Source organism: Haloferax sp. Atlit-4N (assembly GCF_003383025.1).
GTDB lineage: Archaea > Halobacteriota > Halobacteria > Halobacteriales > Haloferacaceae > Haloferax > Haloferax gibbonsii.
Genome location: NZ_PSYY01000001.1, coordinates 775147 through 795385, shown reverse-complemented (window position 1 = coordinate 795385; position 20239 = coordinate 775147). Strand labels below are relative to the sequence as shown.

Below are 20239 nucleotides of genomic sequence, written 5' to 3'. Positions count from 1 at the left end.
GCGAGTCAGATATCGCCCGACAGCGCCTCGAACACGTGTTCGATGAGTTCGTCGCGGGCGATGGACTCGCCGTTGCCGCCGTCGGTGACGGCGTCGGGGCGGATTATCTGGCCGCCGCCCATCCGGGCGTGGCCGCCGGCGCTCGCCCCGCGGTAGTGGTCGAGGGCGGCCTCCAGCGTCCGACCCATGTGAACCCGGTCGTCGCGGGAGCGACCCGAGAGGTAGACGTTGCTCTCGCGCTCGCCGCAGACGACCGCCGCGGTGACGCCCTCGAGTTGGATGAGTTCGTCGGCCGCCTGCGGGATGGCGTCGACGTTCGAGATGGTGCCGATGTCGGCGACCGCGAAGGGACCGCGCACGTCGCGGCCGGCGATGGCCCGCGCCTTCGCCTCCAGCACCTCGCGGGAGACCTCGGGATTGGCGATGCGGTCGAGGTGGTCCTCGTTGACGCCGGGAAAGAGGAAGCCGGCGGCGTCGAAGTCGGCCGCCGAACAGCCCGCCGTGAGGTGTTTGGTGTCCGTGAGAATCCCGTAGACGAGGCCCGTCGCGACCTGCGAGGGGACGGTGTACGAGGCGTTCACCTCGCTGGCGTGCATGTCCGGCGGGACGGGCTTCGCGCCCACGTCGCGGAAGTACTCGGCGATGATGCTCGAACACGCGCCGTAGTCGGTGCGCACGTCGGTGAACACCTCGCCGGTCCCGTCGCCGGGGTGGTGGTCGACGACGGCGTAGGGGAGAACGCCCTCTGCCCCCGCGAAGCCGCGAGGCGCGTTGTGGTCGACGAGGACGACCGCCTCGGCGGCGAGGTCGCTCACGTGGTCGATAGGGTCTAAGTCGAGGTCGAGAACGGTGCGAAACGCGCGATTTTCCTGATGTCGAATCTGGCCGGCGAACTGGATGGTCGGTGTGGTACCGACCTGTTCTGCGAGACAGGCCACGCCGATCGCCGCGGCCATGGCGTCGGGGTCCGGGTTCGGGTGCATGAGGACGGCGACCTCGTCGACGTCCTCCAGCGCCTCGGCGAAGCGCGTGCCCATCGGCCGCTTGAAGCGAATCGCGGCGTAGACGACGAGCGAGAGGGCACCGAGCGCGACGACGAGCGCCGCCGCGATTTCGGGGTGCGCGCGCACGAACGAGTCGATAGACTCGAAGATAGCACCCGTGTCGAACTGCCCCACCGGACCGAACATACACAACACGACCGGGGCCTACCGTATGAATATTCCCCCTAATCGAGTTGTCCTGAGTGACAGAATTTCGGGGATTCGAACCTGTCGCCCCCCGAATACGCTCAGTCGTCGCCGGCCCGGTAGGCGTCGATTGCCGCCCGGTAACCCTCGCGATACGTCGGATACGTGAACGAATAGCCGAGGTCGTGGAGGCGGTCGTTCGAACAGCGCTTGCTCGTCAGGATGCGGCGACGGGCGGCCTCCGAGAGGTCGCCGACGTCGAGCCGTTCTTCCTTCGTGCGCTTCTCCGGACGCGGCACGCCGCACTCGTCGGCCAGCCAGTCGGCGAACTCGTGTTTCGAGACGGGTTCGTCGTCGACGACGAGGACGGTGTCGTCGCGGGCGCGGTCGGTTTCGAGGAGGTACGCGACGACGCCCGCGGCGTCGTCCCGGTGGACCATGTTGAGGTAGCCCGCGGTGACCGGGCCGTTCAGGTAGCGTTCGAGCCGGTAGCGGTCGGGGCCGTAGAGCCCGGCGAACCGGGTGACCGTTCCCTCGATTCCACGCTCGGCGGCGTGCTCGCGGGCGACGCGCTCGGCCTCCGCGAGGACGCGCGTCTTGTCGGTCGTCGGGTCGAGCGGCGTCGACTCGTCGACGAAGTCGCCGCCGTGATCGCCGTAGACCCCCGTGCTCGACGTGTAGACGAGGCGCTCTGGCGGCGAGTCGCGGGCGGCGAACTGGTCGATTGCCGTTCGGAGACCCTCGACGAAGACGGTCCGGGCGGCGTCGACCCCGCGGCCGCCGGAACTCGCGGCGAAGACGACGTGGTCCACGTCGGGGACCGACGCCAGCGAGTCGGCGTCAGTCACGTCGGCGCGGACCGCTTCCGCGCCGGTCGCTTCGACGGCGGCGAGGCCGTCGTCGGAGCGGCGGACGCCCCACACGTCGTGGTCGTCGGCGACGAGCGTGCGTGCGAGTTCGAGGCCGACGTAGCCGCAGCCGAGGATGGCGACTCTCATCGTTCGTTTCGGACGGCGATGACGTGGTGGATGGCGGCCAGTTCGTTCAGCGTGGCGGCCGTGCGCCCCTCGATTGCCTGTTGAATCTCCTGTCCGGAGAGGTCGAGGTCGACCTCGGCCGCGAGCGTGTCGACGTCGAGGATGCCGCTCGTCATACCCATGAGGAGGTGGTCGCGGAACTCCCAGACGATGGCGTCGGCGTCGGGGTTGCCGTCGGCGAGTTCGAGGACCGCGGCGGCCTGTTCGAGCGTGAGGTCCAACACGCCGTTCGAGAGCGCGGCTTCCGAGACGCCGGCGGCCTCGGCGGCCGTCTCCGACCCGGCGGCGTCGACTGCGCGGCGAATCTCGTCCTCGTAGGCGGCTCGCAACTCGTCTGCCGAGAGGGTTCCGGGCTCCGCGGCGGCGTCGTGCAACATACACCGCGATTCGGCGTTCCGGCGGCAAAACGGTTGCCACTCGGGTCGTATTGGCGGCTACCCGTCCGCATGGCAGTCGCCCGCGACGGTGCATCCCGGTCCGCCAGCCCAGCCCTCGGAGCGCTCGTCCGCGTCGCCGTCGGTGTCGCCGACGCCGACGCCCGACGGGGGCACCGCGACGACGATTGTCGTCTCAACGTCGAACGTGACGCGGTCGCCGTGGCCGACCGTCTCCGCGACGCCGTCGCCGTCCCAGTCGAGAGCGACGGTCGAGCCGTCGCGGGCGTACGTGAGGGATTCGGCGTCGCCGCGGGCGTGGACGCGGAACTGCGCGAACTCGCCGGCGACTTCCACGTCCCAGACGTTGACCGTCGCGTACCAGTACCCCGGGACGGGCGCGACGGGCATCCCGGCGGGGACGCGCTTGAACGACGTGTCGAAGCGGGAATCGAGCGTGTCGTTCACGCGGTCGGTGACCGCCTTCTCGGTGGCGCTCATCGCCGCGTCGGTCGCCGTGTCGGCGACGGCCTGCTGACGGGCGGTCCGCGTCGTCTCGACGGTCCGGTTCGTGAGCCGCTGTGGGACCGTCGTCGAGCGGTCCCGGCGGACGGTTCGGAACGCCTCGTCGAGGCGGCGTTCGAGAAGGTCGGCCTCGACGGTTCCCGTGCCGGCGGCCTCGACGGCGATTGCGCGGGCCGCGGAGCCGTTCGTCACCGCCAGCGCCCGGTGGGCCGGGTCGTCCCACTCGCCGAGCGCGCGCTCCAGAATCCGCTGGCGCTCCGTCACCGAGCGGTCGGTGTGCGCGCGGAGCGCGTCCTCGGCGGCCTCTTCGGCGGGAACCGTCGACCGGTCGACCGCGATTTCGAGCCTGTCGCGCCGGTCGGCGAGCGTCTCGTTCGTGCCGTTCGTCGCCGCGAGCGTCGAGTCGGCGGCGAGGAGAGCGCGGGCCGCGACGCGGAGCGGGACGCGGCGGTTCGCGCCGAACACCGGTTCGAGGACGGTGTCGGCGGCGTCGCCGTAGGGGAGCGTGAACAGGTTGGTGTTGCGGGCGACGAGCGGGTGGTAGGTGCCGCCGCGGGAGACGGTCGGCATCGCGGACCCCGAGAGGCCGCCGAGCGAGAGGTACATCGGGTCCGCGTCGGGGACGAATCGGACGCCGGTTTCGTTGTCGGTTCCGTTCGCGCCGTCCGCTCGCGTCTCGCCGAGCGTCGCGCGAGCGACCTCCTCGGCGCGGACCGCCTCCGAGAGCGACCCGAGGTTCGCGTCCGTACTCGCGTCGTCGGCCGCGCCGGTCGCCGCCGCGGTCCGGTTCGCCCGGCGGTCGAGCGCCGCCAGCACGCGGTCGAGGTACGCGGCGCGAACCGCGACTCGCGCCCGGTCGGAGACGCCGTCGTAGGCGGCCGGCGCGCCGACGAGTTCGGGACGGTCGGCGCGGAGTCCGGCGGCGAGTTCCGCGGCGGGGTTCACCTCGCCCGCGGCGACCCGCCGAGCCGACACCGTCACACTGCGGTTTTTGACGCGGTCGGCGAGCGCGACGAGGTCGGAGCGAATCCAGCGGTCGAGGCCGGGAGCCATCGGTGCGGTCGTCTGCTGTCGGGCGGGCGCGTCGCCGTCGGCGACGTCGCGGGCGAGGTCATCGAAGCCGCCGCGGGTCGCAACCGCGTCTTCGGCCGCGTCCGCGGCCGCGGCGAAGTTCTCGCCGTCGAGCGCGCCGCCGGGTTCGACCGCCGGGTCGAGAGGTCGTTCTGGGGCGGAAACGGCGGCCGGGTCCACGACGGCCGCGAGGTCGACGCGCGTCCTCGTCTCCGTCGTTTCTTCGGTGTGGAACGTCTCGTTGCCCCGACGCCACGTCCGAGTGGTCGTCTCGCTCGTCGTCACGATGCGGGAGCCGGCGTCGACGACGACGGTATCGGCTTCGAGCGCCGGCGTTCGCGTCGCCACCGTCTCGACCGACGACGCCGTCTCGGTCGCGGTGTCGACGAGTTCCCACTCGGTTCCGAGGTCGACCGGCGGGTCGTCGCTGTGGGCGACGACGGTCGCGTCGGCTTCGATTGCGACGGTGGCGCGATGGGCGTCCGCGACCACGTCGTCGGAGGTGGGCGCGTCGCCGTGGCCGTCGACGAGACCGACCAGCGCGTGGTCGGCCGCAGAGCCGACGGAGGCGTCGATGGTCCGGTTCGTCGGAATCTCGTTCGCGGCCGACTCGGCGGACGGGTTCGGTGCGGGAAGCGCGTTCGCCAGTTCGGGCGCGGCCGGAACGCCGGTCTGCGAGAGCAGGCTCCGGGCACCGGCGTGGACGGCGGCACGCCCGGTCGCCCCGCGAGCATCGGCGTCGGTGGTTCCGAACGCCTGCTGTTCGGCGAGCAGGACGCCGGCGTTCGTCGCCAGCGCCGCGTGGTCGTTCGAGACGACGTTGTCCACGGGCGCGCCGGCGTACTGGCTCCAGCCGCGGGACCACGCCGAGACCCACAGCGCGGTCGTCACCGTCGCGTCGAGCGTGCCGCCGTCCAGCGCGTTCGCGTCGAGGCGGCGCTCGAAGGCCTCGGTTCGGTCGTGGAGCGCGAGGACGGGCGTCCGGACGCCGACCGTCGCGGTGACGGACTCGGCGGCGACCGTGCGACCGCCGCGAGCGACCTCGACCGAGACGTTCTCGACGGTCGCGACGAGGACGGTCCCGTTCTCGCGGCCCGAAATCGAGACGCGGTCCATCGCGTCGCGGAGGGCCGACTCGTTCGTCGGTCGCGGCAGGGTCGCGGTCGCGTTCACGTCGCCGCGGGCGACGGAGACGGCCCGAAGCCGCTCCGTCGCGGCGAGCGCGATGCGGAGTCTGAGGTAGTCGCGGAAGGGACGCTCGTCGGAGAGCAGTCGCCCGACAGTCGTGTTCGCGGGCGAGGTGACGGGGTTCGCCGCGGCCTCGCGCGCCGCGTCTCCGACCGCCGCGCGGACGGCGGCGTCGGCCTGTGCGGTCGCGCGGTCCATCGCGTCGTCGACGCGGCGGTCGGCAACGGGGTCGTGAGCCGAGAGCGCGCCGGAGAACGTCGCGCTCCCGACGAGGAGCAACACGCCGAGCAGGGCGAAGGGCACCCGACCGCGGTCGTCGTCGGCGAGCCTCACGCCGACCACGTCCTGACGACGACAGTGACGCGTCCGACGGAGACCGCTTCGGCGGCGGCGCGCGGGGTGTCGTACCGGGCGCGCATCGCGTCGGCGAAGCGCGGAGCCAGCGCGGCCGCGAGGTCGGCGTTGGCGGCGCGGGTCTCCTCGCGGGCGACTTCGGGCGCGACGGAGGCGTTCACCAGCGCGCCGGCTCGTTCGTACCGGTAGGTCATCAGCGTCGAAACCGGCTCGTCGCCGCGGAGCGCGAGGCGGGCGAGCGCGGGCGGGAACAGCCCGGCGACGGTCCGGTTCGCAGCGACGCGAGCGACGGCGTCGAAGCCGTCGTCGCTGGCGGCGACAGCGTCTTCGCGCGCCGCGGGGAACCCGCTCGGCACGTCGAGCGTCGCGGAGTGAACCGTTTCCGAGGACGGCGGTTCGGGTCCGAGGGCGTCGGTCGCGCGGACCGGCGCACCGGGGAACGGCGTCCACGCGACGGCGACGGAGACGCCGCGAGTCGGGAGTTCGGACGCGACGCGGGCGGCGGCCCGGGCCCGGAAGTCGTCGCGGGCGCTGGTCAGGCGAACGCCGTCGACGGTCACCGCCCCGAGTGTCGCGCGGGCGAGGAGGCCGGCGAGGCTGCCGTGCGCGGTTCGGTCGAGTTCGCGGGCGTCGACGCCGCCGGCATCGAGGAGCGACGGGTCCGCGGCCTCGACGCCGGGGGCGAGCGAGTAGGTGACCGTCGCGGTGCTCGTCGCCAGCGACGAGGCGACCCCGTCGGCGTCGATAGCGGCGGTGTCACGGCCGACTCCGGTGTCTGCGCCGGCGTCCGCGGTGACGACGAGACCGATGCTCGCGGTCACGAGCAGCAAGCAGACGGTCACGTCGAAGACGAGGTCGGTCATCGCCACACCTCGACGCGGAGCGTCCCGAAGCCGACGCGACCGGGTTCGACGCGAACGCTGACCCGAGTCGAATCGGCGTCGGCGTCGGTAGGCGCGGCGGGGCCGACGGCGCGGCGGTCGCCGTCGACCGCGACGACGACGCGGCAGGAAAACCCGTCCGGACAGGCGTCGAGCGCGTCCGAGAGCCGGGAGCTGACGACCACGCCGGAGTCGTCGGCGAGGGCGGACTCGACGTTCGACAGCGTCGCCGGCGCGAGGTCGCGGTCGGTCGTCGGTAGCGAGTCGTCGAGGACCGTCGCGTAGCCCGAGATGGCCGCGCAGACGACGAACAGCGCGGTCAGCGCGGCGACCGGCGAGGTCTGCGCCCTACGCCGAGACGACGGTGACATCGGTTCCCTCCCAGGTGACGTGGCGGACGACGAGCGGTTCGCTGGCGGGCCGCCACGAGGCGTTCCGGTCGCGTGCGGTCTCGGCCGCGGCGGCGAACGCGGCGGGCGAGTCGAAGACGGCGCTCGGGGACGCGCCGGCGGCGACCGACCCGAGCCGGGAGTCGGGGGTCGCCGGCGTCACCGGGCCGAAGGCGAACGCGGCGTGCGCCGCGCCGCCGTCGTTGCGGAGGCCGATTCGGTGCGAGCCGATGCGGACGGCGTCGGCGTCGAGTTCGTGTTCGGCGGTCGCGTCGTACTCGGCGACGGCCACGGCGTCGACGGCGTCGGCGACTCCCGAGGCGTCGGGTGCGGGCGTCGTCGGGAGCCCGGCGACCGTCCCGACGAGGACGGTCGCGGCCACCGAGAGCGCGGCCCACGTGTAGAGCGTATCGAGCGGTGCGTCGAGCATAGACCGGGGTGGTCCCGTCCGGGTATATAAACCTCAGCACGGGACGGCGACGGAAACGGAACCGGTGACGAGCGTCCCGAGGACCGCGACTCAGACGAGCGTCCCCGCGGCGGCGAACGCGACTGCGAACGTCGTCGTCGCCGAGACGAGCGCGCGGCCGACGCGGGAGGCCACGAGGTGACGGTCGAGACCGTGTTCGACGCCGACCGAGAGCGTCGTCAGGATGACCGCCGAGAGGAGGACGTACGCGCCGACGGCCAGCCCGAGGTCGGCGGTCGAAAGCGGCGTCGCGACGGCCGTCTGGTCGAGCGTCTTCGCGGGGGCCATCCCGTCGGCGAGCGCGACGGTCGCACCGGCGACGAGCGGCCCGAAGACGGCGGCCGTGTTCGACAGCGTCTCCGTGACCGAGGCGAGTTCGCGGCGGGCCTCGGCGTCGAGTCGGGAGAGCGCCGAGAGTTGGTCGGCCATCGAGACGATTGCGCGACCGGCGGGTCGACCCTCGCTGGCGGCGAGGCCGAGGAGCGTCGCCACGCCCGCGACGCGGGGGCTCGGCGTCGATTCGAGGACGCCGTACTCGCCGCGGAACGACTCGACGACGCCCACGCGGAGGCGACGCTGGACGCCGACGGCCTCTTCGAGCAGGTCGCCGGTTTCGCCCGGGATGGAGGTGGCCGCGCGAGCGAGCGCGGATTCGACGGCCTCGCCCTCGCCGACGGCGCGACCGACGAGGTAGAGCGCGTCGGAGAGGCCGTCTTCGACCGCGCGGACGCGGGCTCTGAGCGCCACGACCGGGCGGGCCGCGACGAACAGCGCGGTTCCGGTTCCGATGCCGACGGCGGCGAGCGGCGCGAGCCACGGCGCGACGAGCGCGTCGGCGGCGACGAAGCCGGTGATTCCGGCGACTGCGCCACCGGCGACGCCGAGAGCGCGGTGGTCGTCGACCGCGGGGTGAGACGCGTCGACCGAGAGCGGCGCGAACGCGACCGGCCGCCGAACGAGCACCCATCCGACCGCGGCGAGGAGACAGGCGGGAAGCGCCACGTCGTAGACGAAGGCGACGTGCCCGGCGGTGACGCCGACGCCGGCGACGCGGGCGGCCGGGAGCGCGCCGACCAGCGCGAGCGGGAGCAGGACGCCGAAGGCGTAGACCGCCGTCACCGGCCCGCGGACGGAGCCGACGAAGTCGGCGAGGCGGTCGCGGGTCCCCTCGCGGACGACCTCGTGGGCCCGGTCGAGCGCCCGGTCGCGCTCGCCGGCGGGAACGTCGGCGGCGGTCTGCAGGAGCGCAGTCGAGCGGTCGAGCGCCGGGAACCACGTGCGCCACGCGTCGGCGAACTCGGAGAGCCCCGCCGTCGGCGTCCCGCGGGCGCGGTCGACGTGTGCGGCGAGCGAGGCCGAAAGCGGGTCGTCGCCGCCGTGCGCGGCGAACGCGCTGGCCCGCTCGACCGAGGGCTCGATGCGCATCCGGAGCGCGATACGGCCGACGAGTTCCGGCGCGTTCCCGAGCGCCCGCGTCCGGCGGAGCGTCGCCAGCCAGACCGGGAGCGTGTGAATCGCGTGGGCCGCACCGAGCGCGGCCGCGAGCGCGACGAAGACGACCGTGACGGTCGGGAGTCGAGCGAGATGGGCGACCAGTCCGCCGAGTAGCCCGGCGGGAAGCGACGAGCCGTAGCCCGCGGCGACGACCGTCTCGGGGGCGAGATTCGAGCCGAGAAACGCGAGCGACCGACGAAGGTCGTCGCTCGGCTCGGCGTCGATTGAGTCGGGCGAGAGCCGCGCGAGCGTCGTCGCGGCCGAGTGAAGTATCCGAGTCGAAGCGGAGTCCGCTCCCGCTCCCGTGCTCGTGGCCGTGTCCGGACTCAGCATCCCGAACCACGCTCCGCGCGGGCCGCGGCGATGTCGTCCGGCGTCGTTCGTCCCGTGTCAGCCAGCGATTCGAGACGCGCAGCGCGAGCGTCGAGCGCGTCGAGTACGTCCGCGTACGACTCGTCGGGACGGGCCACGGACTCGACCGCGAGGCTGTCGCCGCGCGCGACCGACCCCGTCGGTTCGAGGGTGCGTCCGTCGTGTTCGAACAGCGTCTCGAACGTCGCGTCGTCGCCGACGGGCCGGACCTCCTCGACGCGTGCGACCCGGTGAGCGTTCGCGCGCTCGCAGGTGACGACGAGGTCGGTCGCGGCGAACGACGACGCCGGGACGCCGAGGTCGGAGACGACGCGCTCGCGCACGTCGGCGGCCCCGTCGCCGTGAATCGTTCCGAGGACCGCGTTGGCGTTCGCCCCGACGCGCATCGCCTCGTAGAGGACGGCGGCCTCCTCCCCCCGGACTTCGCCGAGGGCGAGCGCGCCGTCACCCAACCGGAGCGCCGCGTGAAGCGCCTCCTGCGGCGTCGGTTCGGGGCCGCCGGTCGTGTCGGTTCGGAGCGTCTGCACGTCGCGGTCGGCGTCCAGCAGGTTCGACGCCGGAAGCTCCGGCGTGTCCTCGATGAGCACCGTACGAACGTCGCGCGGGAGTTCCCACAGGAGCGAGCCGAGGAACGTCGTCTTGCCGGCCCCGCGCGACCCGGCGACGAGGACCGAGGCACCGCGTTCGACCGCGAGCGAGCAGAGCGCCGCGGCCTCGGCCGAGAGCGTCCCGTTGGCGACGAGCGCGGGGAGCGTCAGCGGCGTCTCGTCGTGGCGGCGGAACGCGAAGCCGAGGCCGTCGCTAGCGGGCGCGGTCACGCCCGCGACCCGAACGGTCGCGCCGCCGGCCTCGACCACGGTGTCGAGCGTCGGGTCGGCGCGGGAGAACGACGCGCCGCTCACGCGACGCAGGCGGGAGGCGAGCGACTCCGCCCCGCCGGGGGCGAGGCGGACGTTCGTCGGCATCGAGACGCCGTCGGCGACGACGCGAATCGGGTTCTCGTCGGCGGGCGTCGAGACGTACACGTCCGAGACCGCGGGGTCGGAAAACAGGTCGTCGAGGACGCCGTGGCCCGCGGTGTGCTTCGCCAGTATCGCCGCGAGCGTCTCGACCGGGTCGTCCGGGTCGGCGACGAGTCTGACGGCGCGGCCCGGTGCGCGCGGGCCGGCGTCGACGGCACCGCTGGCGAGTCTGTCGTGGGCGGCTTCGAGAGTCCGCGCCGCGCGCTGGTCGAGCGCCGATTCGGGCGGCGTGAGGTGGTAAACGGGGCCGCGAGCGCTCTCGTACCGGCGGGCGACCGCGCCGGTGTCGAGGTCGGTCGCTCCGACGAGTCGCCCGTCGGCCGGGGGACGGGGGTCGACTCGGGAGCGCGCGAGCGTCGGGCCGACGACCGCCCGGAGCGCGTCGCCGTAGTCGGCGCTTCGAGACGCACCCGCTGCGAGTCCGGTCTCGATGGCCGCGCGGCGGACCGGCCCCGCGCGACCCGTCGCCTCGTGGGCGGCCCCGAGCGGGTCTTCGCGGGCGCGGTCGGCGAGGCGGTCGTCGCGGAAGCGGACGCGCTCCGCGAACCGGCCGGCGGCGACGAGCAGGCCGGTCGCGGCGTCGTCGTACCGGCGCTCCAGTCCGTCGGCGCGGACGACGAGCCGGTCGGCGTCGCGGGTTTCGAGCGCGCCCACGACCGTCGCTCGACAGGCGGGCGCGGTCGAGAGCGACCCGCGGTGCGGGCAGTCCCCGGCGTCGACCGCGAGCGTCACGGTGTCGTCGTCGGGGCGGTCGGCGGGCGTCGAGAACGCGGTCACACAGCCACACTCGTCGGGAGAATCGCGGGGTGCGACCCGAACGCCGGTCGCGTCGGCGAGGCGGTCGCCGAGCGCGTCCGGGAGCGCCGCGGCGACGGTTTCGGAGAGGGGTCCGATGGAAGAGGAGTCGAGGGGCATACGGGGGCGTGGTCCCGTCCGGGTATTTGAACCTACGCCGCCGGCGGGTCGGCCGTCGCGGGGGCGAGGACGACGACCGAACCGCCCGCGTCGGCTTCGAGCGTCAGCCTGAGTCGGTGTTCGCCCGGCCCGAGGACGAGTCGGTCGCCGACGACGCGAATCCGAGGACCGCCGACGCGACGGACGACGGTCGGGCCGCCGGCGACGCTCGCCGAGAGTTCGACGCCGTCGCCGCCGCGAACCGCGAGTTCGGAGACGCCGGCGGCCCGCCACGACCCGGCCGGAACGTCGAGGACGACGTGCCGCCGCGCACCCGCCACACCGGCGGGTGTCGGGTCTTCCGCGGCCGCAAGCGCCGTCGCGGCGTGCGCGACGTCGTCGGCCATCGAGCCGATTTTCACGGTCGTCGCGTCCGCTCTCGCCGCGTCGGCCGCCGGGAAGACGACGCCGGCGATGGCGACCGCGAGGAGGCACGCGAGGACGACGCGAATCACAGCGCGTCGCGGAGGCGGGCGGCCAGTCCGCGGTCGGCGGAGTCGGCGGCTCGGGAGTCGGCGGCCCGGGAGTCGGTGGCTCGGGTGCTAGGTTCGCGCCTGGGAGTACCGCCGCGCCCGTCGGCGGGTCGTTCGGCGTGCGACGCCGCCTCCGCGGCGAGCGTGTCGGCCGACTGCGACGGCGCGGGAGACGCGGTCTCGTCGACGAGGTCGGCTTCGAGCGATTCGGCCTTGGCGAGCGCGGCGTTCGCCCGGCGCTCGACGTCCTCGTTGACCGCGCGGACGCCGCCGAGGTAGCCGCGCACCGCCTGCGTCGCGGCGTCCACCTCGTCGAGGCGCTCGGTGAGCGACTCGACCGCCGATTCGAGCTCGGAGACCCGACGCTCGACGGACGCGAGGTCCTCCAGCGACGAGAAGTCGGCGTCGCCGTCGGTGATGGTTCGCTCGACCGCGTCGAGCCGCGCGGCGAGGTCGGCAGTGCGGTCGGCGGTGTGGTCCGCCGCGACCGGTCCGCGGGAAGCGGGCGTGCCGGCGTCTGCGTCACCGTCAGCGTCGAAGTGGACTGGGTCGGCTGTCATGGGGCGGCCTGGTCCCGTTATCCCTGATAAAGCTCCGGGACCGAACGGGGTTCGAGCGGCCGAGCAGTTCTCCCGTGGGGAACGTTCAAGACGAGCGACGGAGTGGACTGTGGTATGAAAACCGTCCTGATTGGTGTGGGCCAAGCGGGTGGGAAGCTCACCACCGCCCTCCAGTCGTTCGACCGACAGATGGGGTTCGGCGCGGTGCTCGACGCCGTCGCGGTGAACACCGCGAAAGCGGACCTCCAGCCGCTTCCGGTCGAGACCGTGCTCATCGGCCAAGACCGCGTCAACGGTCACGGCGTCGGCGGCGACAACGAGCTCGGAGCCGAGGTCATGGAGGCGGACCAGACCGAGGTCATGTCCGCCCTCGACGGCCGCGTCACGGCCGAAGCGGAGTCGATTTTCGTCGTCGCCGGGCTCGGCGGCGGCTCCGGGTCCGGCGGCGCGCCCGTCCTCGCGAAGGCGCTCCGCCGCGTCTACGACGTGCCGGTGTACGTCCTCGGAATCCTGCCCGGACAAGACGAAGGAGCGATGTATCAGGTGAACGCCGGCCGCTCGCTCAAGACCATCGCCCGCGAGTCCGACGCCGTCCTCCTCGTCGACAACGACGCCTTCCGCTCGTCCGGCGAGTCGATGAGCGAGGGCTACGACGCCATCAACGACGCCATCGCCCGGCGGGTCGGTCTGCTCTTGGCGGCCGGCGAGGCGACCGAGGGCGTCGGTGAGAGCGTCGTCGACACCTCCGAAGTCATCAACACCCTCCGTTCCGGGGGCATCGCCGCGCTCGGTTACGCGAGCGCCGAGGCCTCTCCCGACGCCGAGGACAACATCAACGCGGTCATGAGCACGACCCGTCGCGCCGTGCTGACGGGCACGAGCCTGCCGGACGCCAGCGACGCGGACTCTGCGCTCGTCATCATCGCCGGCGAACCCGACACCATCCCGCGGAAGGGCGTCGAGCGAGCGCGCCGCTGGGTCGAAGAGGAGACCGGCAGCCTGCAGGTCCGCGGCGGCGACTTCCCGCTGGAGAGCGGCCGTCTCGCGTCGCTCGTCCTCCTCGGCGGCGTCGAGCGCTCCGAGCGGGTCGAGTCGTTCATGGAACGCGCCCGCGAGGCCATCGACCAGGCGAAGACCGAAACGCGAGAGGACCCCAAAGAGATGTGGCACAACGACGACCTCGACGACCTGCTGTGATGGCGACCGGCCAACACTGGCGCGACTAACGACCACATAATTCCACTTTTTCAAGACGTTCGTCCACCGAATGGCGGACTTCTCCCCTAATCTGCGAATGACTTTTCCGTCATGCCCCCAATCCGTGCTATGTGTTACCAATGATTGGATGTGGGTGGAACGAAACGATGAGCGTAGGAGCCGTCTCGGCGCGACGCCGGGGTCACCATGTCTGAGTCGGCGGTCGACCCGCTCCGGCGAAGCGTCGAAGTCGAGTACTGGGTCACCGACGGCGACGGGTCGCTCACCGACCCGGGCGAACTCGTCGACGCCTCGCCGGGGGCCGAGCGGGAGTTCGTCGAGCCGGTGTTGGAGGTGAAGACGACGCCGTGCGACTCGGCGGCCGAGTTGCACGAGGAGCTGTACGAGCGGCTCGGCGACGTCCTCTCGCGGGCCGAGGACGTCGGAAAGCGGCTCGTCCCGCTCGCCACGCCGATTAGTACCGAGACGGTGACGGAGCGTCAGAGCGACCGAACCCGCATCCAGAACCGCGTCATCGGGTCGGACTTCCGGTACGCGCGGCACTGCGTGGGGACGCACGTCCACGTCGAACAGCGCCCCGGCCGCGAAATCGACCAGTACAACGCGCTCGTGGCGCTGGACCCCGCGCTGGCGCTGGTGAACTCCTCGCCGTACTACGACGGGACGCGGTTGGCGGCGGGCGCGCGGTCGAAGCTGTACCGCCGGATGACCTACGACGACGTGCCCCACCAGGGCCGGCTGTGGCGCTACGCCGACGACACGCGGGAGTGGTCGCGCCGCCTCGAACGCCGGTTCGAGGAGTTCGTCGTGCGCGCCGAGGAGGCGGGCGTCGACCGGGCGACCGTCGAGGCGAACTTCGACCCCGAGAGCGCGGTCTGGACGCCGGTGCAACTCAGAGCCGAGTTCGGCACGGTCGAGTGGCGCTCGCCGGACTGCGCGCTCCCGAGCGACGTGCTCAGGCTGGCGAACAGCGTCGCGGGCGTGGTGAACCGCCTCGACGACGCGGCCCTCGCAATCGAGGGCGAGGCCGGCGGCGTGACGGACGACCGGGTCGTCCTCCCCGAGTTCGACGCGGTTCTCGGCTACGTCGACGCCGCCATCGAGGACGGCCTCGACTCCGAGGCGGTGCGGTCGTACCTCGACCGGATGGGGTTCGACGTGGACGCGTACAGCCCTGTGTCGCACGAGGTAGCCGACCGCGAGACGGTCACGGCCGCCGAGGCGAGAGAGGTGCGACTGGCTCACGCCGACCGTCTCGAACGGGACGTCTGGAACGCGGTCCGGCAGTAAGCGATAAACCACCGCGAGCGACTGGGAAAAGACGGAACCGGAAGCCGAAGCGGTCGCTTACTGCTGGATGAGGCTCGCGCCGTCGAGTTCAGTGCGACTGTACTCGATGTCCATGAGGTCGAGGATGGTCGGCGCGATGTCGTAGAGGTCGGCGTCCTCGATGACCGCACCGGGGTCGTCGACGTAGAGCGTCGCGTTGTCGAACGAGTGCATGCCGTTGCGGGGGCCGACGCCGAACACGTCGTCGTGGCCCTTGAACCCGGACTTCAGGTCGAAGCCGTGGTTCGGGATGACGACGAGGTCGGGGGCGATGTCGTCGTGGTCGCCGCGGAAGGCGTCCTCCTTGACGACGACGCGGTCTGCGACCTTGTTGCCGTCGGGGCCTTCGAGCGCTTCGAGTTCGGCCTTGAGCTCGTCGCGGACGTCCTCGTACTCCGACTGCGGGACCGACCCGCGGGGCTCGCGCCCTTCGAGGTTGATGAAGAACCGGCCGGGGATGAGCGAGTACGCCTTCGAGTCTTTGTCGATGTCCGAAAGCGAGTCGTGGTCGTCGTCCTCGTAGGAGAGCCAGCCGTTCTCCTCGAGCCACGTGTTGCAGTGGACCTCGTAGTCGAGGGAGGTAAAGCCGTGGTCGGACGCGACGATGAGCGTCACGTCCTCGGGGAGGGCGTCGCGGATGCGGCCGAGGTAGTCGTCGACGGTGCGGTAGAAATCCATGAAGGCGTCCTTGTTCTTCCCGTCGCGCTCGTAGTCCTTGAACAGGAAGTGGTTGACGCGGTCGGTCGTCATGAAGACGCCGAAAAAGAGGTCCCAGTCGTCCTGGTCGATGTAGCGCTCGAACGCCTCGTAGCGCCGGTCGAGCGTCTTGCGGGCGTCCTCCATGAACGCGGTCTTGTCCTCGTCGTGACCGAGCTTCGCGTTCACGTCGATCTTGTAGTTCATCTCGGAGAGCGCGTCGCGGAAGTCGTCGGGGTAGGCGGCCTTGTCGACGCCGGGCGAGAGGAAGCCCGAGACCATGCGCTGGACGTTGCGCTGGGGCGGGAACGTCACGGGGACGTTCATCACGGTGGCCTTGCGGCCGGCGTCGGTGACGCGGTCCCAGACGCGGGTGGCCTGCACGTCCCGACCCATCGGGACGTAGGTGTCGTAGGAGCCGACCTCACGGTCCTGGAAGCCGTAGACGCCGGTCTCGCCGGGGTTGACGCCGGTCGTGAGCGCCGGCCAACACGCCGAGGACTCGGGCGGGACGATGCTGTCGATGTCGCCCGCCGAGCCCGCGTCGGCCAGCGCCGCGAAGTTGGGGAACTCGTCGGGATGCTCAGAGAGGAGAGTGAACGGAACCCCGTCGATGCCGATGAAGGCGACGCGGGGGTGGTCTTTGCCGCGGAGTCGGTCGAACAAACCCATACCTCACGGTATCCAAGAGAACCATAAGAAGGTTCGTCTCTCCGCCGGAGTTTGCGACGAGAGACGACGGATACGGGGCCGCTGTCGGAGAAAGCGGCGAATCTCACCGGACGAGGGCGGGACGCTACCACCGACGACGACGTGTCAGACGCGAATCAGGCTATCTCGACCGGCCGGGCAGCCCGCGTGCGGGACCGTCCGCGCAGCCTAGACCCGCGGCTGCCCGGGCATCGAGAACGGGCGCTCCTGAGCGACGGCGGTCCGACCGCTGACCCGAAGTTCGCTCGCGACGACGAACGCCAGCCCCCACGCGACGAGCGCGACCGCCCACATCGCCCCCACGCTGGACACCTGGGTCGGGAAGACGAGCGAGACCGCGCCGAAGTAGACGGCGAGGCCGCCGGTCAGCCACGCGACGAAGCGGTGTCCGGGCGCGCCCGCGGCCGCGACGAGACCGAGCAAGAGCAGTCCGATTGCCATCGTCGTCATCTCCATGTAGTGGCCGGCGACGGCGTGAACGTCGCCGGTCGCCTGCAGACCGAACTGGTTGACCGCGAACGCGAGCACCGGGAGCGCCGCGACCGCGACGAGGCCGAGGAGCGCCGGGCTGTAGTCGTCGCCGACCGAGATGACGTCCCGTCCCGCGGGATGGAACAGTAGCATCAGTCCGGTGAGCACGAAGAAGGGGACGACCTCCTCGACCGGCCCGCCGCCGACGACGGTGCCGACGAGGACGAGCGTCGTCACGGCGAAGGCCACCTGCATGAGCGCGACCCGCTTCAGCGGACGGTACAGTTGGCTCGCGACGCCGAGGATGATTATCCAGACGTTCGCCGCGATGACCATCACGTGCAGGCGGTGTTCGGCGAGCACGTCGCCGCCCGCGCCCCAGCCGACGACGGCGAACGAGAGCAGTTCGCTGACGAAGACCGCCGCCATCCCGAGCGTCACGACCGCGAGCAGGTAGAACGCGTACAGCCGGGCCCGACCGAACGCGGTCGACGAGTCGCCGGCGTCCGGGGCGTCGGTACTACTATGTTGATTGGTATCAATGGACATGGTTCAGGAGAGAGTACGACGGCCGAGAGAATAACCGTTATTCGGGGGTTTCGGACCTGTTTCTCCGCCGGACGCTCAGCGAGTCGAGAGAGTCGGGTCGGAACGGGCGAAGGAGCGAAGTGCCGCGCGGGACAACGACCGGACGTGAAGGAGTTCGAGCGTAAACAGCTCTTGGAGCGCGTCAATCGGGAGGGTGCGACCGTCGGCACGCAGATTCCCGACCGCATCGAGGTCCAAGGCGAGGAGATAGACCTCAGGGAGTTCGTCTTCGAGATCAAGCGCCGCGACACCATCCCCTCGGGCGAGCGGGAGCGCGTCGACCAGGCGAAGCGGAACCTCCGCCGCGAGCGCCTCGAACGGCTCCAGCGAATCGAGGACAACGAGGTGAGCTACGACGAGGGGCGGCGGCTGGCCGAGGACATCGTCGGCATCGACCGGGCGCTGAACGCCCTCGAACAGCTTCGGGCGGTCGACCTCGAACAGGAGGAAAACCGCCAGAATGCCGCGGACCAGAAGCGGTGGATGAGCTTCCTGAAGAAGGCGCTGGGGCGCGACGGCGGCAAGGGCAAACGGGGCGGCCGATGAGCCGAAACGACGAGATAGCGAGCCTGCTGGAGGAGTTCGCCGACCTGTTGGAGGCGAAGGACGTGGCCTACAAGCCGTCGAGCTACCGCCGCGCCGCCGAGAACGTCCGCGAGCATCCGAAGCCCGTCGAGGAACTCGCCGCGGAGGGCGAAGACGCGGTCCAAGAGATAGACCGCGTCGGCGACGCCATCGCCTCGAAAATCGTCGAGTACGTCGAGACCGGCAGCATCGAGGAGTTGGAGGAGCTCCGCGCGGACCTCCCGGTTGACATGGCCGGGCTGACGAGCGTCGAGGGCGTCGGCCCGAAGACGGTCGGCAAACTGTACGAGGCGCTCGGCGTCGCCGACCTCGACGACCTCGAAGCGGCCGCCCGCGACGGGGAGATACAGGAGGTCAAGGGGTTCGGCGCGAAGACGGAGGCGAACATCCTCGACGGCATCGAGTTCGCCCGCGAGGCGACCGGCCGCGAACTCCTCGGGAAGGCGCGACCCGTCGCCGACGACCTGCTTTCGTACCTCGGCGACCACGACGCCGTCGGCAGGGTCGAGCCCGCGGGGTCGATGCGGCGGTGGCGCGAGACGGTCGGCGACATCGACGTGCTCGCCGAGAGCGCCGACGCCGAGGCGGTCATCGACCGCTTCCTCGCGTGGGACCTCGTCGGCGACACCATCGAGGCGGGCGAGCAGAAGGCGAGCGTCCGGGTGAACGGGATGCGGGTCGACCTCCGGGTCGTCGCCCCCGCGGAGTACGGCGCGGCGCTCCAGTACTTCACCGGGAGCAAGGACCACAACGTCCACCTCCGCAACATCGCCATCGACCGCGGCCTCAAGATGAACGAGTACGGGATGTTCGACGTCTCCGACGTGGACGACCCCGACGACGGCCCGCGGGCCGGAACCCGCGTCGCCGGCGACACCGAGGAGTCGATGTACGCCGCGCTCGACCTCCCGCTCGTCCCGCCGGAGCTGCGCGAGGACACCGGCGAAATCGAGCGCGCCGCCGACGGCGACCTGCCCGACCTCGTCGCGGAGGGCGACCTCCGCGGCGAACTCCACACCCACACCGACTGGTCCGACGGCGACAACACGGTCGCCGAGATGGTCGCGGCCGCCGAGGAACGCGGCTACGACTACTACGCCGTCACCGACCACGCCACCGGCCCCGGCATGGTCGGCGGCGTCGGCGTCGAGGACGACGACCTGCTCGACCAGATCGACGAGGTTCGGGCCGTCGCCGACGACGCCGACATCGCGGTGTTCACCGGCGTCGAGGCCAACATCGACGCCGAGGGCGGCATCTCCGTCGCCGACGACGTGCTCGACCGACTCGACGTGGTGGTCGCCTCGCCACACAGCGCGCTCGACCAGGACCGCGAGACGGCCACCGAGCGACTCGTCACCGCGATGGAACACCCCGCGGTGGACATCCTCGGCCACCCGACTGGCCGGCTCATCAATCAGCGCCCCGGCCTGCCCCTCGACTACGAGCGACTCGCCGAGGCCGCCGTCGAACACGGGGTCGCGCTCGAACTCAACGCCAGCCCGTACCGCCTCGACCTGAACGGCGAGGCGCTCAAAATCGCCGTCGAGGCGGGTGCAACGGTCGTCATCGACACCGACGCCCACCGACCGGCCGAACTCGACCACGCCCGCTACGGGGTCCACACGGCCCGCCGCGGCTGGGTCGAGACCGCGGACGTGTTGAACGCGCGGTCGGTCGAGGGGCTGTCCGACTTCCTCGCGTGACCGACGACATCGGGTCAGACCACCCCGGTACGGTCGCCTCGGGGGTCGAGAGGGCGGCACCCGGCGACACCGCGCTCCTCTTGGACGTGATGCTCGGCAAGCTCGCCACGTACCTTCGGATGTGCGGCTACGACGCCGCCTACGCCCTCGACGGCGGCGGCGAGGCGGAGGATTCCGAAGACAGCCCCGAGCACCGAACCGACCCCGGCGACGACAGCCTGCTCGCGCGGGCGGACGCCGAGGACCGCGTCCTCCTCACCCGCGACGTGCGACTGGCCGAGCGAGCCCCGCGGAGCGTTCTCCTCGCCGAGCGGGAGCCAATCGCGCAACTCCGCGAACTCGAATCGGTCGGCTTCGCGGTCTCGCTGGACGAGGTGCCGTCGCGGTGCGGCGTCTGTAACGGTCGCGTGGAGGCCGTCGGCCGCGACGAACCGGTCCCCGACTACGCGCCCGACCCGAAGGAGACGGCGCTGTGGCGGTGTCGCGACTGCGGGCAGGTGTTCTGGCGCGGGAGCCACTGGCGCGACGTGGAAGCGAGATTGGACGGCGGAGAACAGTAAGCGGAACGCGGTCGTCGGTCGT

At 71.8% G+C, this 20239-nt stretch carries 18 protein-coding genes; 5 read left to right on the top strand and 13 right to left on the bottom strand.

Annotated features, from left to right (window positions below):
* Positions 1-5 precede the first annotated feature (5 nt).
* From C5C07_RS04185 to C5C07_RS04135, 11 genes are all read right to left on the bottom strand, one after another.
* On the bottom strand, positions 6-1190 hold the full coding sequence (locus tag C5C07_RS04185; protein ID WP_004972741.1) for a bifunctional oligoribonuclease/PAP phosphatase NrnA: 1185 nt from the start codon (positions 1188-1190) through the stop codon (positions 6-8).
* 101 nt (positions 1191-1291) lie between these two features.
* A complete protein-coding gene (locus tag C5C07_RS04180; protein ID WP_115804618.1) occupies positions 1292-2188 on the bottom strand; it encodes an SDR family oxidoreductase in 897 nt (298 codons plus the stop codon).
* Complete coding sequence (locus C5C07_RS04175) at positions 2185-2604, bottom strand: DUF5791 family protein (protein ID WP_004972745.1); 420 nt, start codon at positions 2602-2604, stop codon at positions 2185-2187. The genes C5C07_RS04180 and C5C07_RS04175 overlap by 4 nt, the downstream gene beginning before the upstream one ends.
* A gap of 57 nt (positions 2605-2661) precedes the next feature.
* Positions 2662-5727 (bottom strand): hypothetical protein, encoded by a 3066-nt coding sequence (locus tag C5C07_RS04170; protein ID WP_115804617.1) that lies wholly within the window; start codon positions 5725-5727, stop codon positions 2662-2664.
* Complete coding sequence (locus C5C07_RS04165) at positions 5715-6602, bottom strand: hypothetical protein (RefSeq protein WP_115804616.1); 888 nt, start codon at positions 6600-6602, stop codon at positions 5715-5717. The genes C5C07_RS04170 and C5C07_RS04165 overlap by 13 nt, the downstream gene beginning before the upstream one ends.
* Positions 6599-6991 carry a hypothetical protein gene (locus C5C07_RS04160; protein WP_050458738.1) on the bottom strand — a complete coding sequence of 131 codons (393 nt, stop codon included), beginning with the start codon at positions 6989-6991 and terminating at the stop codon, positions 6599-6601. The genes C5C07_RS04165 and C5C07_RS04160 overlap by 4 nt, the downstream gene beginning before the upstream one ends.
* Complete coding sequence (locus tag C5C07_RS04155; RefSeq protein ID WP_004972753.1) at positions 6969-7439, bottom strand: hypothetical protein; 471 nt, start codon at positions 7437-7439, stop codon at positions 6969-6971. Before C5C07_RS04155 ends, C5C07_RS04160 begins: the two co-directional genes overlap by 23 nt.
* 90 nt (positions 7440-7529) lie before the next feature.
* Positions 7530-9305 (bottom strand): pilus assembly protein, encoded by a 1776-nt coding sequence (locus C5C07_RS04150; RefSeq protein WP_115804615.1) that lies wholly within the window; start codon positions 9303-9305, stop codon positions 7530-7532.
* The gene (locus tag C5C07_RS04145) at positions 9299-11281 is read right to left on the bottom strand and encodes a type II/IV secretion system ATPase subunit (protein ID WP_115804614.1); all 1983 of its coding nucleotides are present in this window, start codon (positions 11279-11281) and stop codon (positions 9299-9301) included. Before C5C07_RS04145 ends, C5C07_RS04150 begins: the two co-directional genes overlap by 7 nt.
* A 32-nt stretch (positions 11282-11313) precedes the next feature.
* Positions 11314-11775 (bottom strand): hypothetical protein, encoded by a 462-nt coding sequence (locus C5C07_RS04140; RefSeq protein WP_004972759.1) that lies wholly within the window; start codon positions 11773-11775, stop codon positions 11314-11316.
* Positions 11772-12353: a hypothetical protein gene (locus C5C07_RS04135; RefSeq protein WP_115804613.1), complete on the bottom strand. Its 582-nt coding sequence runs from the start codon at positions 12351-12353 to the stop codon at positions 11772-11774. Before C5C07_RS04135 ends, C5C07_RS04140 begins: the two co-directional genes overlap by 4 nt.
* Before the next feature lie 114 nt (positions 12354-12467).
* Between C5C07_RS04135 and C5C07_RS04130 the strand changes: the two genes are divergently transcribed.
* Both C5C07_RS04130 and C5C07_RS04125 read left to right on the top strand, forming a co-directional pair.
* Positions 12468-13550 (top strand): tubulin/FtsZ family protein, encoded by a 1083-nt coding sequence (locus tag C5C07_RS04130; RefSeq protein ID WP_004972763.1) that lies wholly within the window; start codon positions 12468-12470, stop codon positions 13548-13550.
* A 207-nt stretch (positions 13551-13757) separates the two neighbouring features.
* Positions 13758-14861, top strand: a complete 1104-nt coding sequence (locus C5C07_RS04125; RefSeq protein WP_115804612.1) for a glutamate-cysteine ligase family protein — start codon at positions 13758-13760, stop codon at positions 14859-14861.
* Positions 14862-14918: 57 nt separating this feature from the next.
* Here the strand turns inward: C5C07_RS04125 and C5C07_RS04120 are convergent, their stop codons facing one another.
* Positions 14919-16268 (bottom strand): alkaline phosphatase family protein, encoded by a 1350-nt coding sequence (locus tag C5C07_RS04120; RefSeq protein WP_050458731.1) that lies wholly within the window; start codon positions 16266-16268, stop codon positions 14919-14921.
* Positions 16269-16475: 207 nt separating this feature from the next.
* Entirely contained in the window at positions 16476-17327 is an 852-nt protein-coding gene (locus C5C07_RS04115) for a hypothetical protein (RefSeq protein ID WP_115804611.1), read from the bottom strand.
* A 144-nt stretch (positions 17328-17471) separates the two neighbouring features.
* On the opposite strand from C5C07_RS04115, the gene C5C07_RS04110 reads away from it, so the two are divergent.
* The 3 genes from C5C07_RS04110 to C5C07_RS04100 are packed head-to-tail and all read left to right on the top strand — an operon-like array spanning position 17472 to position 20217.
* On the top strand, positions 17472-17912 hold the full coding sequence (locus C5C07_RS04110) for a DUF5788 family protein (protein WP_004972771.1): 441 nt from the start codon (positions 17472-17474) through the stop codon (positions 17910-17912).
* The gene (gene polX, locus C5C07_RS04105; RefSeq protein WP_115804610.1) at positions 17909-19657 is read left to right on the top strand and encodes a DNA polymerase/3'-5' exonuclease PolX; all 1749 of its coding nucleotides are present in this window, start codon (positions 17909-17911) and stop codon (positions 19655-19657) included. Before C5C07_RS04110 ends, polX begins: the two co-directional genes overlap by 4 nt.
* Positions 19654-20217 carry a Mut7-C RNAse domain-containing protein gene (locus C5C07_RS04100; RefSeq protein ID WP_115804609.1) on the top strand — a complete coding sequence of 188 codons (564 nt, stop codon included), beginning with the start codon at positions 19654-19656 and terminating at the stop codon, positions 20215-20217. The genes polX and C5C07_RS04100 overlap by 4 nt, the downstream gene beginning before the upstream one ends.
* Positions 20218-20239: the final 22 nt, after the last annotated feature.

Coding starts and splice junctions, on each gene's coding strand:
- C5C07_RS04180 (WP_115804618.1), bottom strand. CDS start 2,188: ATGAGAGTCGCCATCCTCGGCTGCGGCTACGTCGGCCTCGAACTCGCA.
- C5C07_RS04175 (WP_004972745.1), bottom strand. CDS start 2,604: ATGTTGCACGACGCCGCCGCGGAGCCCGGAACCCTCTCGGCAGACGAG.
- C5C07_RS04115 (WP_115804611.1), bottom strand. CDS start 17,327: ATGTCCATTGATACCAATCAACATAGTAGTACCGACGCCCCGGACGCC.
- C5C07_RS04155 (WP_004972753.1), bottom strand. CDS start 7,439: ATGCTCGACGCACCGCTCGATACGCTCTACACGTGGGCCGCGCTCTCG.
- C5C07_RS04145 (WP_115804614.1), bottom strand. CDS start 11,281: ATGCCCCTCGACTCCTCTTCCATCGGACCCCTCTCCGAAACCGTCGCC.
- C5C07_RS04120 (WP_050458731.1), bottom strand. CDS start 16,268: ATGGGTTTGTTCGACCGACTCCGCGGCAAAGACCACCCCCGCGTCGCC.
- C5C07_RS04130 (WP_004972763.1), top strand. CDS start 12,468: ATGAAAACCGTCCTGATTGGTGTGGGCCAAGCGGGTGGGAAGCTCACC.
- C5C07_RS04185 (WP_004972741.1), bottom strand. CDS start 1,190: ATGTTCGGTCCGGTGGGGCAGTTCGACACGGGTGCTATCTTCGAGTCT.
- C5C07_RS04135 (WP_115804613.1), bottom strand. CDS start 12,353: ATGACAGCCGACCCAGTCCACTTCGACGCTGACGGTGACGCAGACGCC.
- C5C07_RS04160 (WP_050458738.1), bottom strand. CDS start 6,991: ATGTCACCGTCGTCTCGGCGTAGGGCGCAGACCTCGCCGGTCGCCGCG.
- polX (WP_115804610.1), top strand. CDS start 17,909: ATGAGCCGAAACGACGAGATAGCGAGCCTGCTGGAGGAGTTCGCCGAC.
- C5C07_RS04165 (WP_115804616.1), bottom strand. CDS start 6,602: ATGACCGACCTCGTCTTCGACGTGACCGTCTGCTTGCTGCTCGTGACC.
- C5C07_RS04150 (WP_115804615.1), bottom strand. CDS start 9,305: ATGCTGAGTCCGGACACGGCCACGAGCACGGGAGCGGGAGCGGACTCC.
- C5C07_RS04125 (WP_115804612.1), top strand. CDS start 13,758: ATGTCTGAGTCGGCGGTCGACCCGCTCCGGCGAAGCGTCGAAGTCGAG.